This is a genomic window from Deltaproteobacteria bacterium (assembly GCA_020845775.1).
Taxonomy (GTDB): Bacteria; Bdellovibrionota_C; UBA2361; order SZUA-149; family JADLFC01; genus JADLFC01.
This window is the reverse complement of the sequence record JADLFC010000044.1, coordinates 1-13,996: the sequence shown is the minus strand read 5'-3', so window position 1 is coordinate 13,996 and position 13,996 is coordinate 1. Positions and strand designations below refer to the sequence as shown.

Sequence of the window (13,996 nt, the reverse complement as noted above, 5' to 3'; positions counted from 1 at the left end):
TTAAATGAATGAGAGACTCGTGCTATACTAGTAGCTGTTCTGGTACTACAGCGAAATTAGCTCCTGTATTCGATGTGGGCTAGCGTTTACGATGAGCCTATACTCCAGAACAGAGTCAGGCGGCTGTGATTATGCGCTGTGCACGGCTGAAATGCGAAGTCTCTATTTCGTAGCTCTGCAAGGCTGACGGCGAGAATATTTGAATAAAGGAATGGGTGTTTCACATGGTAATAGATTTAACGGTGAAGGATGAATTAGAAATTCAGCTTAATGGTGCTGAGATAGAGGTATTACCCATACTACTGAAGAGCGCAACGCATTTCATGTTGATTAACTCCTTTTATTACAATCAAAATGAAAGGAAAAAGAAAAAGCTATTTAAAAAGCTATTTATTGGATTGGAAATTCTTCTTGAGGATACCTGTGAATACTATTGTATAACGGAGTGGCCTGGCACTGTAACCCATGAGAGCAACTCCCGATTAATGGTTTATGGGGCAATGGGAGAAAAAGAAAGAGAGTTTTTTAAACGTAATACGTATAAGATATTTGAGACTTATGCCAACGGGTGGGATGATCTAACGCTATTAAAAAGCGGTAGGCTACTTTTTTTCAATTGCACGCATGAGGGATTTGGCTCAATTTTTGGGAGCAAGGACTTTCTTGAGCGTTTGCCGTTAAAAGCTAGTGTCTCAAAACCGGAGTACACAAATTATCGAGTGGTTGGAGAAATCATAAGCTGTTTACGGTAAGAGACCGCGCAACTGGAAAAGGGCTGGTTACAAACCACGTAGACTATTGAGGTTGCACGTTGATTGAGGTAAGATTAGATGATTTTGATAGGTGGGAATCTATCACGTTATCTAATTGGTACGGATGTTCCTCGGTAATTCAATTGCCAAATCGGGAATTGTTAGTTCAATGCGGTGGTGGGGTTTTGCGTGTGAGATGACCGATGCTTTGAATGGCGCTATTGGGATGATGACTGAGGTTGAGCTAGTGAAAATGTAACCCTAGACAGTTTTTTATGGACGATCCGCAGCATCGGGTCACGGGTTGGGACTCGAACATCGATACAACCAGACTCTATGACCCGAACAAGATAGATTTCTACAACAAATATATGGCTTGGTGTAAGTTCGCTCGCCGCTTATGCGGAGGCGATTTACGTTTTAAGTCTTTCTGAAGTCGTTGCATCTACCAGGGAAATTAAAGCGGAAGTGAGCTGTAGTAACTGTTATCGCTGAACTGGAGTAGGTGTAGGTAAATATAGTTCTGCAAGTCGGTATGCGTCGTCTACTATCACGTGCACGACCTCTCCAGCGCGTTCTATCTTGCCGGCGACTAAAAGCATGCTGCTTTCGCAAATAACCGTGCGCTTTTGTTCAAAGATGTGCGGGCGAATAATTAAATTGGCAAAAGAAGTTTCATCCTCAAGGGTAACAAAAACCACCCCAGATGCCGTCATTGGCCTTTGTCGCGTCAACACTAGGCCCGCTACTTTTACGCTTTTACCTCGTGGAAAATGCAATGCATTTTTTAGCTCAATTGCGCAAACTATGCCGTCAGCTATCAGTGTCTTGCGGAAAAAAGACAGCGGATGAGCTTTGAGCGATAGCCCTGTTGCTTGGTAATCCTGCCACACATTTTGAGGAAGCGAAATGAAGGGTAAGTTCGTTGCTCGTGCTCCTCGTTCTAGGGTATCTAATAACGGCAAAAAGTGTTTAGGATGTAGCGATCGAATCTCCCATAAAGCCTGTTGACGAGTGTAGTTCATGGATGAAAAGGCATCGGCTAAGGCTAGGCTTTTTAAGCATTGTATGCTTACGCCACTATCGTAAAAGAGTTTGGCGATACTGTTGTATAAACCATTTTCTCTCACCACTGCGGCTATGGTTACGGCTTCTGCTTGTCTTAAACCCTTAACTAAACGCATCCCAAGCCGGAGAGAATAAATGTCTCCCTCTAATGAGCAATCCCACTCGCTATGATTTACATCAACCGGAAGTATAGTTACTCCATGCCGCTTCGCATCGTCTACAATTTGAGCAGGCTGATAAAATCCCATGGGCTGACTGTTTAGCAAAGCAGCGCAAAATGGGCCGGGATAATGGTGCTTTAGCCAAGCAGAAACATATACGAGCAAGGCAAAAGAAGCTGCATGAGATTCAGGAAATCCATATTCTCCAAACCCTTTGATTTGTTCGAAATATGACTTTGCAAAATCAATTGAATAGCCGTTTGCTAGCATTCCACTTATAATGCGCTCCCTAAATCCATCTAAAATGTTACTCTTGTGCTTCCACGCAGCCATGGCACGCCTTAGCTCATCCGCCTCGCCAGGCTTAAAACCAGCGCCTACTATGGCTAATCTCATGACTTGCTCTTGAAAAATAGGAACGCCTAATGTTTTGGAAAGAATTCTCTCTATTTGCTTAGAGGGATAAGTTGCTCTTTCCTTGCCTAAGCGCCTCCGTAGATATGGATGAACCATGTTGCCCTGAATTGGGCCAGGTCTAATAATAGCTACCTCAATTACCAAATCGTAATAACAACGAGGGCGCAATCTAGGCAACATGTTCATTTGAGCACGGGACTCGATTTGAAAAACTCCTATAGTATCAGCTCGACAGATCATGTCGTAAACGCCTTTATCGCATTGAGGAATATTGTGAAGATTGAATTGCGTGCCGAGAGAGCAGTTTATTAAATCAAGAGCTTTGCGCATGCAAGTTAACATACCGAGAGCTAAAATATCTATTTTTAACATGCCCATCGCCTCAATGTCGTCCTTGTTCCATTCTATTACGGTTCTATCTGGCATGCTCGCATTTTCAATCGGCACGATTTCGCTTAAAGCATTGTTGGTAATAATAAAACCACCTACGTGTTGCGATAAGTGTCGTGGAAAGCCAATTAATTCCCTGCTTAGTTCTATGGCCCAAGTAATATTTGGCAAATTGTCGTCTAACCCGATGTCGCGCAGCTGCCGCAACGTAATGCTCTGCTCTCTCCACAAGAAACGCGTTTTTCGCAAAATGCCAATTTGCTCATCGGTTAATCCCATAGCCTTGCCAACGTCGCGTATGGCGCTTTTAGATCTGTAGGTTATGACTTCTGCCACTAAAGCAGCTCGCTCTCGGCCGTATTTGTTGTATATGTATTGAATTACTTCTTCCCGCCGCTCGTGCTCAAAGTCTATGTCGATGTCCGGTGGCTCATCTCTTTCCTTGCTGATGAACCTTTCAAATAATATGTCAATATTGCTGGGGTCGACCGAGGTAATGCCTAGACAATAACAAACTGCGGAATTAGCTGCTGCGCCTCTTCCTTGGCACAAAATGCCTCGCTGTCGCGCAAAGACTACGATGTCGTAAACTGTTAGAAAATATTTGGCGTAATTTAGCTCGCTTATTAGTGATAATTCGTGCTCAAGCTGCGCTTTTACGCTAGCAGGTATGTCATTACCATAGCGAGTGTTGGCGCACTCCCATGTTAGCTCGCTAAGATATTGCATCGGATCTTTGCCTTCTTCGCAAATTTCGATGGGGTATTCGTAAGTCAATTGATCCATAGAAAAATGCAGTGCTCGTTCAGCAATTATCTGAGTCTGCAGCAGTGACTTAGGAATATCGCTAAATAGGCGTTCCATTTCTTGCGGAGGCTTTAAATAGTGCTCTGCATTAGAAGAAAGAGCAAATCCTGCCTTCTGCACGCTAGTTTTAAGTCTTATGCAAGTTAAGACATCGTGCAAAAGTTTTCGTCTCTTTATGTGATAGCAAACGTCGTTAGTGGCAACTATTGGGACAGCAAAGCGCTTGGCTAGCTCTATAGCCTTTGCCGTAGTGCAGGTATCGTTAGGTTGATAGAGCCTAGAGATGCCTAAGGCAAGGCGATCTTCAGTAAATGTACTTTTTAACTCCGCTAGAATTCGTGCTAAAAAATCTAGCTTGTAACTGCTAGGCGCAATAATTAGCAATAATCCTTTCTGATATTTGAGCAAATCTTCTAGCGTTAAATTACATTGGCCTTTTAATGTCCTGCGCTTACCTAAAGAAAGAATGCCAGAGAGACTAGAGTAAGAAGCCTTACATGTGGGATAAGCTAAAATAGAGAGTTTCCCATTGGATGTTGACAAATGCGCATCGTGATAACCGAAAGGCGAAGTGTCAATCTCCAGATGACAACCTACTATTAGCGATATGCTATGCTTTTTAGCAGCGACATGTGCGCGCACAATGCCTGCTAAAGTATTCCTATCTGTAATGGCAATGGCTTTGTAATTTAGAAGAGCTGCTTGAGCAATTAGTTCCTCAGGATGGCTAGCTCCATAAAGGAAGGAAAAATTGCTAGTTACTTGGAGTTCGCAGTAGGTGGCTCTGGTTAGTGGCATAGCGTTATAAATCCTAGGCCCAGATGCCGTGGAGAAACCATTGCGAAGTATTTAAGTCGCGAAAAATCCAAAGCCAAGTTCCATCTTGTGTTTGCACAGTGAAGTAGTCGCGCGAACCGCTATGTTGCTTTGTAGGGCTCCCATCTAGTGGGGATGTTGCAAAAGAGTGAGATCGCCACCACTCGGGAAATATTCTTTCGGGCCCTGTCATTTGGGCAATGCTGTGGAATATCCCTTGCCACTGAAGCCAAGAAGGAGCAAGCTCTGCGGTGACGGCGTCAGTTTGAATTAGCTCCGGCTGCCTAAATAACACCGAGGGACGTGTCGTAGTTGTGAGAGAATGTTCCTCTACAGTTGTTAGTAGAGAGTGCTCGGCTAAAGTGTGAGTTAAATAGTTTCTAGCTAGTGGTGCAAAAGAAAATGATCTTTCGGGAATATGCGATGCGTGAAAATGGGCATGAGCTACTTGTTCACTTCCTAGTTCGTTAATCAATGTATCCAATAATTTGCCTTTGTTTACATTAACGGCTTTGTCTGCGTGGAAGGACTTTAGAAACATTTCGCCTTGGTCGAAATCTTTAGTGGCTGTGTCTGTGATTGTTAACGATATAAAAATTACCTCCGCATGCAGTTCTAAGTGTTCGAGTTTAGGTCGTAGCAAGGACCAGATATGTTTGAAGTCGCAGGAAGGGAAAGATAAGAGAATATCCCTTTTTTCGCTCGGCATTGATTTGTATCCAAACTCCAACATCAATGAGCGAATATTGCGGCTTTCGCGTTTAGCTAGTAGCAATATGTCTTCTACTAGTTGTTTTACTGCGGCTTCTATAGCGTCTATTAGTTTTAGTGGCTCCTCAAAGTCTCTCTTTGCAATTAATGGCGTTGCCAATTTAATGGGATCAATTAACTCCTCTTCTAATCCCAAGGCTTGTTGTAGGCGCTTGGTTAAAAATGGGCCAAATCGTTCGGCAAGAGCATCGGGCTCTATGTTAAGGAGATGCTCTACATGCGTAATGCCTACTTCATGTAAACCTTTTAGGGTGTGGTCATCCAGGCGTAGCGCTTGAATAGGTAAAGGTGTCAAGACTTCAAATAGGGAGTGTGGACACGCGATTGCGATATCTTCTGAGCTATATCGCGATATGGCCCAAGCGCATCCCAAAGTGGGCGCAATGGCTAGGCGAAAATTGAAATGTAAGCTGGTTAGCTTTTTGGCTATAGAGTTTAGGATGTGGTTTTTCCCTTTAAACAGTTGCAGACTGGCTGTTATGTCGATATTTATACCGTGAGAGAGAGTGTCTGAGGTGAGATTCAAATTTTCACGTCTATAATGAGCAGTGTCGATATTTGCGATAGGAGAGAACTTCGTTGACCAATGCGCCAATTTGCTGAGGGTATCTCGAATGTCTAAAGTTTTTGTCGAAAGTCGAGGGAGGAAGATCGAAAGAATGTTTTTGTCTGTGACATTTGGCATTTGCTGTAAGTGGCATCTCAGTGCGCTTTAGTTTTAGTGTAATGTTAGTGCAAATGTTATTCGGTGCCGGAAAAGTGGATGGCGTAAGACAGCAGCGAGTTTTCCACAGTCGGCGCTCGCTTAGCGGGGTTTGTTGTAGGAACCCACGCTCGCGCTGCCTATGGAAAACTCTCCTTGGTATTATGTGTAGGTATCATGGGTGTCATGTGGCTTTTTTGAGCTTGAAATTAGATCTGTGTATATAGCCCAAGTTAGGGGAGAAGCTATCCCCTTGCATCGCAAGAGTTCTACGCACCACTTGCTATTAGTTTTTTCTGAAGGCAAGGGAGAAACCCTCCATCTCGTTTGTGCTACTGAATGGCAGTTAAGCTCCCAGGGCGGTCGCATTACTAAGCAAAGATTTGTGGCCTTGGTCGTTGCTAGGTGTAGGCGGCGCGTCGAATTAAAATTAAAGCCACTTCCATCTAAGACGAGTATGCTAGCAAGATGTGAGCGCAATATTTCAATTGCGGCCCAAAGGCGTTTAGCTTTAGTCGGGGGATTGAGGTAAATGCTCTTGTTTAAAATTTTACAACTAGTATCTAGCGGCAAAGTGCTTGTAATAAAGCTCGGCGTCAGCCAACATCTGTCGCCCACCCATGCAATGATGCTGTTTTTAAATATTGGGTTGTGTGCGACAACATGGCTAATAACTGTCAGTAGGACGCAAAATGGCGGTTGCCACAAATTTTTCCCTTTAGAAGTAGCTTTGTTCTGCAAAGTCCATTCGTGAAAACATCCCGTGCTCAAGTTAATCGGCAGTTCCTCATCTATGGGTGAGATGCCCAGTGTTAGCTTAGAACTAGCTTGGCACTGTCCCTTTTCTAGAGAGCTATTCTTTGCAAGCCAAACAGAGCCATTAGACAAGAGAGTCGAAAGCATAAGCAAGAATTAACTATAAAACCTAGGGGTTTGTGGTTGTGTGTTCTAGTTTTTTTCTATATATAAAATTTATAAAACAAGCAAGGGGTAGGACAATGTTTTGCTAGAGAGAGCTACAGTTATATTTATTTTAGGCATAACGAGAATACATGCCTAAAAATATTAGTATTATCTGATAGTAAAAAGGTTATAGTGGGACTTAAATTTAAGCAGGAGTTTTATAAAGGAGACCTTTTAGGGAGAGAGCCTGAACTTCCGCTGCCCGACGACTTTATACTTCCTACTAACGAAACCGACTGGAGAGAAGAAATATTCAGCGAAGCTAAAGTGCCCAATCCTCACGCTTCTTCCAGGACGCTGAAAGAACATTTTAGTGATTACTTAAATGGCCAAACTACCGAGCTTACAAACACAATAGAGGGAGTGGTGGATATTGCAAAAGGTGGATTCAATTTGTCTACCATAGGGCTACTCACTAACCCTGAGCAATACGATAAGACGGCTGCAAATGTTAGAAATGTTCTAAAAACAATATTTAAACATCCCATCGCATCGGCAAAGGCATTATTGCAATCCTATGTCTCTCCTTGGAAGGAGGGGCGGCCGTTAGAGACTATAGGTATGCTCCAAATGGCAGTGTTAACAGAGCTGACAGATAAGGGCGTGGGTAATATTTCTAAAGTTAAAAAAATTACAGATATTGCTGACTCTGCAAGTAAATCTAGCACTCTTGTTAAAGGACAAGCTAAATTTACGCATATTTCTGCCGAAGTGACTGCTGCAGCAGAAGAGTTTAAAAGTGGGCATTTAAGCCGAGGAGCGAAACTAAGTTCTCAACTCATTGAAGGAATCGACTCTGTAATAGAAGAAGTTTATGACTTAGCGGTAAATAGAAAGCGCGCAAACTCTTCTGTGCCGGAACTTTCGAAAAGCGGTCATCTTAGTCTTGAAGCCGCCAAAAAAGTGAAAGAAAGGGTTATAACGGCCGTAAATGTTCTAATGGAAGAGCCGAGTTTTTCCGCATATGTGCCTGAAAAGAATATCGTTGAATTACTTTCTAAAGATCGTAGCGGGAATGCGCTTGCCTTCTTTGAAGATTTGTCTGAGCTTTTAAAAGTTTGCAAGGCACAAAATTCAACTGCGTCTCTGGAGGTGCACAAAATATTTGATGAGGCGTTCTCTCAGCTTAAGAATGGCGGAAATCACATTGGCGTATATAACGAAGCGAGGGCTATTACAGATCTCGCAAATGAGGGTTTTGCCGTTAGTGCAATTCATCCGCGGGTTCACAAGAATGTGCAATTTGCCAGGCAAGAAAATGATCGCGTTTTTGGTTTGACAAATACGCAGAGAGACGAAATGCCAATAGATGTTTTGTTGAAAAAGGATGGATGCCTCTATTTAACCGAAATTAAAACTTCCTATGCAGGCCTTTTGCAAAAGAACATAGTGGAGAATCGAAAATTTGGATGTGGAGGGCTTCTTAACGAAGGCCAAGTAGCAGAGTTTGGGAAGGAGATTTATCCAGCAAAAGGTCAACTGTTTAATCATCTCCTTTTTACTGAGCGACTTGCGCTGCGCGGTGAGAATGCAAGGCATCTTATATTGGTGTTCGAATCTTCACAGCGAGACACAAAGTTATATAAGCAGCTTTCCCATAAATTAGTTCAAGAGACGCATGCAGCCGTTGAGGAGATAGTTGCAAGTAGCGTAAATGGGCAAAAATCTACAAATAAATTGCCCTTCCCCCTCCTAGTTGAGCTTGATGACTTGCCAAATATAGGCAAATACTAGTTTTTTCTAACCTCGACGCATTTCCTTGCACATCCTCGCCTTTGACTCGATGCGCGAAGTTGGTGCATAATGCGCGCCACTGCCTAGCAGTAAAATTCTTCGTTCCTTTAAATTGTCCATACTAATAATTTTGTTCCTCCAATGTCGGCTCGTCTTCTTTTAATCTAGCGAGGGGCTATATTAAAAGAAGATAGGGGAGTATTGGGTTTTTTTAAGGAGAGAAAAATGAAGATCACGAGTCAGGGGATGATTAGGGCGATTATCCTTGACTCGGATGTCAAGGATATAAAAGATCTATTTGCGTTTCTCGCGGAGATTAACCGCGAGACGCAGATAGGGCTAAGCATCAATGACGTTTACAAATGGGTAAACGTCATTGATGGAAACAATCTGTTGGCAGCCTTGAAAGAGGTTGCGCGGCAGATTGTAAAAAAACAAAATGTTTCGCGGCGAGATAGGAGGAATATGTTCTTTGCGTTGTTAAACAAGGAGCATAGAAAATTACACTCGCCGGAAAAAATTGCACGGGCGATTTTGATGGAGATCGACCGCGCATACTGTACAGAAAAAGAGGATGAAGACTGATGGTTTTTCATCCTCTGCGGCCATGGGAACATGGAGAGTTTCATGGCCGCCGGCAATTAGGAAAGGTTTAACCCTTATCTTACCTGTTTGTCTAAGTAGCTAATAACATTGGTAATTATCCGTGTTTTGCGAAAACGGCCAGTTTTAAACGTGAAAAGTGGCACTTTTCACGTTTATACCATTTACAAAAAGGATTTTTGTAAATGGTATAAACAGCGAGTGCGTAAGCACTTGCCAATAAACAACAAACACCGTTTCCAAAAAGTAAAATATTTAACTTACTTTTTGGAAACGGTATAGAACTCGTAGCCCCTGGTTGCGATGCTAATTCAGTATGGTTACTGTCTTACAGGGGTTGGTATTACGTAATCGTTATTTCTGTGTCGCGTAATCCAGGATACGACCGAATTCGGAATAGAAGGCTGGACGGTAACTACTCCATAGTTATCGGGTATGTCGTAGCTACTTAAATCAAGCGTGCTTAGACCGTGTGCAGGCACTACAATGCTTTCTCCTAGGAGAATGTCGTTCATAGCTTGTGAGCGACTTAAACCATTGCCCAAAATAATAGTTCCGTCCGAGCGAACCATGGAAATAGTTACTTCCACAGTTTGCTCACTTGGATTTAACAACCACAGCCGTGATTCTTGGGATAAAAAGGTGTTGTAGCTGCCACTTAGAACAACTCCCAATGCTTGTTTGCCTCCAATCCCATACATGTAATGAACGCCACCGTCTGATTTTCTAGCATACTGCATTGTGACTGCCATTAGGCTGGCCGGACGCGAGCCACGGAGGATGGCAATGCCCTTTTCCCGACTTAATATTTCGTCAGTTATCAAATGAAACGTTGCATGTGGAGGCAGCGCCATAGAAGTGTTGAGGCGCCCCGAACCGTCGTTACCGTATATGTCGACACTAACGGAAATATTGTGCGAACTAGTGTTAGACAACTCGATTATCGACGAGCCTTGCGAAGTATCTAGCGGCAGAGCGAGTTTCTCGCCGCTCCCCCAGCCGCCCTCTAACTGGAAAGCCGTATCAAATGTGTTCGCCCCATATGGATTGTCGTAAAGGTATCGCACATTTCTAAGCTGGAATTCGTCATCGCCGTTCGAGGGCTGCCATTTTACAAGTCCCACCAACGATGGGCCTAAATGATGTGCGGAAAAATCGCGCCTGGCGCGAGCCTTAATAAAAACGCTCTCCTGGGATAAGAGAGAACCATCTTGCGCAAAAAATGTAAGCGTGCCAGTAGCGTCTCCATGGCTCAAGTTGGTGAGCTGAATCCAATTAGCAACGATGTTGTTTGAATCTGTAGGTGAAATGCTAGCTTGAAAAGTATTAAATGGAACGTATTGAGCTCCTCGCTTGCCGTTAGTAAGCGGCATAGCTAAGGCGAACTCAAACTCAGGTGAACCAGGGTTATAGTTTCGGCTAGGTTTATAGTAGACCATTCTTCCGTCCAAATCTCCAGCTCGTCCATCATGCGAAGAACAGACTCGACCGTAAGAATTTTGCTCTCGGCCCTCTAAATCGTGCACAGAAACGTCGTATTCAGTAGCCCGACCGATGTAAAAAGCAGTAGAGCCTCGAGGCTGCCCAGAAATATCAAAAAGAGTCGTCTGCACGTTTAGACCACCATCGCTTAAATTTACGTGCTCGAGAAAGTTAAACATGTTCTCCAAAAAACCATTCCACTCAGCACACAGCGTTTGATTTAAAATCGGCAGATCGCTACCTGGGTCCAGTGGGTTACTGCCGTTAGTTACCTCCTGACCATCGCTCGTTCCATCATCATCCGAATCACTATCGCGAATATCCGTGCCGTAAACCGCCTCTTCAGCATCGCTTAATCCATCTCCATCTGAGTCGACCTCGCCATTGCCGCCACCACCTCCGCCACCTCCATCATCATCATCGGGACTGTCGTTTGGGTTGCTAAAAATGTCAGTCAAATATTCACTGCCATGGGGTGCAAACAACTTGTAGCTAGAAAGTGATGGTAAAGTCGACTTGCTTGCTCGCACAAAGCTCTGCCCCAAGACGATTTGCCCTAAAGAGTTGGTTTTTAGCGACAAGCGATTGTAAGCATGAAAGGCATCGTTTTGCTCGTATATTACCTGCCAATTCCAGCCGGTGCTGCTAGTGGTTTTAAACCTCAAGAATAGTGCGCTCCTGCGGTCAATGCTGCTTGCATACCTCTGATAGCGATACGCTATTACTGGTTGATTGGAAATGCTAGTTATACTGCAATGAGCCCCCACATGTGGCCAATCCAGAAATTCTATCGACCAGGATTTGCCACTAGGTTTTTTGGCATAGACTAAGCGATCGTCACTAATGTTCTCATCTGTAATTTGGTAGCCAGATGAGCAAAAGTAGATTGCATCGCTAGAGTCTACCGCAAGAGCAGGCCACATCCCAAATTTACTCGTTGAGTAGGTAAGTGTCTCTATGCTCCAGCTCGAACTACTGCTTTGAGTTGCAATTTTAGGTCTCTTGCCAGTTGCGTCGAAATACGCAATTACCGACTTGTTAGTGCTAAGAGTAACAATGCTGCTCATTGATCCGACATCGTTGCTGGACAAATCGACTCTTTGAGTAGACCAGTTTTTCCACACTCCACTTGCAAATTTTAGCGTGCGTAGATTTTCATCGTAGTAGCTTAGGCACAGTGATGAGCCACAAATGCTAGCTGAAATCTCCCTTCCAACTCGTGAGGAGACGTCGATTGTCTCCTTTTGCCATGTTAGGTTTTCCTTGTAGGCATGAAGTAGTTGATGTGCACTGTTGTCGACATAAATGATATGCGGCTTGTCCTGTAGGAAAAGTAGGGCAGTTGAGGAGGGTGATGTCAAGCTACTGTCAACTGTTTCCTTGTGCCAGTACCCATGGTCAAAAGTTGTAAAGATTAGATCGTTCTCTAGTGAGTTAAAAAAGCTAAACGCCGGTCGATTTCCGCTTCTCAGCGCAAACGATAAGCCATCACCCTCGCCATTCTGCCCTAATGTGACGCCGCTAAGGTCTAGCTCTGCCGCTTGAAGCCGTGTGGCGTGCAGAAAAGGCCCTAGGCCAATAAATATCAGACAAAAAACCAAGCAACGGAAAGTAGCTACTATGTAGCTAGATATATTAGAGTTTCTAACGTATGCCGACCGTTTTGCTAACATCTGATACTACCTGGTCTGCGGCCAGTAAGGCTGTAGTATTAGAATCGGCCAGTTTAATGGAAGGCGTTACGATCCGACGCGCATATATTTAGACCAAAAAGTACTATTTTGAAATAATAACTACTTCGCTAAGTGTCCGTAATTTGCACAGGTTGAATTATGCGGAAAGTGACTGCTGTCGAGTTGCGGATCCAGGGTTGCTGAGTGAGTATCGAATCCAACTTGTTGCCAGGACTGAAAATTATGTAAGGCTCCCTTAATGCCGTAATTGCCCCCATTTGCTGCAAATAGAGCCCATCGCAACGAGGCTCTCGGATTAAAATAACAGTTATTGTCTATGCTAATTTTACCTCCAGCTACCACATCGTCATATGTAGAGTCGTCACCGTACGGATCTACCGTGACGATGCCGCGCTCCTGTGAATAGGCACCGGTATCGACGACTATATTTTTGCGATATGTTAGGAGGCCAAGAGGATTATATTCACTGCTTGGTTGGTAATATAGGCCAATATTTCCGACCGAGGTATTGTTTTCAATTAGAATGTTATCGATATTCGTGACGCCCCCGTGATTCATTATTTTAATTGGATCGCTGTCTATAATCAGGTTGTGGTGAATTCTGCTGTTATTAGTTCCCGAACCAACTGATTCAAAAAAGCAATTTGTAAATACATTATTGTCAACTTCAAAAACCGAGTTCGGTATAGAGGCTGCGTGCTTATAGGCCAAGCAAGACCCAGTTTTGTCCACGCCAATATTTTGTGTGTGATAAATCACATTATGGTGGAATCTAACTATTCCACCGCCGCCAAACAAAACGATGTTTCTGCTATTCTCGGTTTTCATGCCCTGGGTGTCCGCGTTAGTGCGGTCATAATTGTCGTGAAATGCGCTATGGTGCACTTCTAGGTTGCGAACATCGACCACCCTCAATCCAGCAATGTTGTCATTGTCAACACCATCAGTGTCATGTATGCGGATATTTTGCAGTTTGATGTTAGAAGATTCTTCGAGTAACAGGCCTTGCTGATATGCGCCACTAATTTCTATGCCATCCAGTATTATGTAGCTAGACTGAAAGATCCACATCCCCGTAGCTCTATCTATGGGCCATATCAATGGCACAGAGCCTTCGGGATAGGCTTTAATAGTAATGGGATTGCTTGCGGTGCCGTTAATGTTTCTTAGCACGATTGCGTGCTTGCTTCCGTCGTATTCGTAGGTGTCTCTATAATAATCCCCAATCAAATAAACCACATCGCCAGGACTTAAATTCACGGCGTTAGATGGAGCATCGCTACCAGAATAATAAGACGCCAAATTTCTTAATGTCTTCCACGGCGCGTTAAAGGTGCCATTGCTATTGTCCGAGCCGGATGCTGCCGCGACGTAATAACAGCGACCACTGCCGGTAGCCTCGCAAAGTGGAGTGCAAGAACAAGGCGAATAACTTCCGTTTGTTTTGCAAGTTTTGGTGCCACGGCCGCAGGAACTACTGCACTCGACGGAGCGACCTGGATAAATGCGAGAATTGGCATCGTCGCAATCTACTCCCACTTGAAATCCATCCCGATCGGAATCCAATCCACTACAGAACAAATCGCTGCCATTGCAGTCCTGATCAATCCCATCTCCACATATTTCGGTGCTTAC

8 protein-coding genes are annotated in these 13,996 nt (G+C 43.9%); 4 read left to right on the top strand and 4 right to left on the bottom strand.

Translation table 11 applies throughout. The features are described from left to right. Window positions 1–224: 224 nt before the first annotated feature. Window positions 225–752 (top strand): hypothetical protein, encoded by a 528-nt coding sequence (locus tag IT291_03070; protein MCC6220203.1) that lies wholly within the window; start codon window positions 225–227, stop codon window positions 750–752. A gap of 485 nt (window positions 753–1,237) precedes the next feature. Here the strand turns inward: IT291_03070 and IT291_03065 are convergent, their stop codons facing one another. Then, window positions 1,238–4,393, bottom strand: a complete 3,156-nt coding sequence (locus IT291_03065) for an error-prone DNA polymerase (GenBank protein MCC6220202.1) — start codon at window positions 4,391–4,393, stop codon at window positions 1,238–1,240. Window positions 4,394–4,406: 13 nt separating this feature from the next. Continuing rightward, window positions 4,407–5,867 (bottom strand): hypothetical protein, encoded by a 1,461-nt coding sequence (locus tag IT291_03060; GenBank protein MCC6220201.1) that lies wholly within the window; start codon window positions 5,865–5,867, stop codon window positions 4,407–4,409. A gap of 199 nt (window positions 5,868–6,066) precedes the next feature. On the opposite strand from IT291_03060, the gene IT291_03055 reads away from it, so the two are divergent. The 3 genes from IT291_03055 to IT291_03045 all read left to right on the top strand — a co-directional run bounded on the left by IT291_03055 (window position 6,067) and on the right by IT291_03045 (window position 9,167). Continuing rightward, a complete protein-coding gene (locus tag IT291_03055; protein MCC6220200.1) occupies window positions 6,067–6,417 on the top strand; it encodes a hypothetical protein in 351 nt (116 codons plus the stop codon). A 563-nt stretch (window positions 6,418–6,980) separates the two neighbouring features. Then, window positions 6,981–8,582: a hypothetical protein gene (locus IT291_03050; GenBank protein ID MCC6220199.1), complete on the top strand. Its 1,602-nt coding sequence runs from the start codon at window positions 6,981–6,983 to the stop codon at window positions 8,580–8,582. Between the two features lie 225 nt (window positions 8,583–8,807). After that, entirely contained in the window at window positions 8,808–9,167 is a 360-nt protein-coding gene (locus tag IT291_03045) for a hypothetical protein (protein MCC6220198.1), read from the top strand. A 338-nt stretch (window positions 9,168–9,505) separates the two neighbouring features. Here the strand turns inward: IT291_03045 and IT291_03040 are convergent, their stop codons facing one another. Together IT291_03040 and IT291_03035 are read right to left on the bottom strand one after the other, a co-directional pair. Further along, complete coding sequence (locus IT291_03040) at window positions 9,506–12,340, bottom strand: hypothetical protein (GenBank protein MCC6220197.1); 2,835 nt, start codon at window positions 12,338–12,340, stop codon at window positions 9,506–9,508. 120 nt (window positions 12,341–12,460) lie between these two features. Continuing rightward, window positions 12,461–13,996 (bottom strand): right-handed parallel beta-helix repeat-containing protein (locus IT291_03035; protein MCC6220196.1); only part of this gene is annotated, 1,536 nt, incomplete at its 5' end.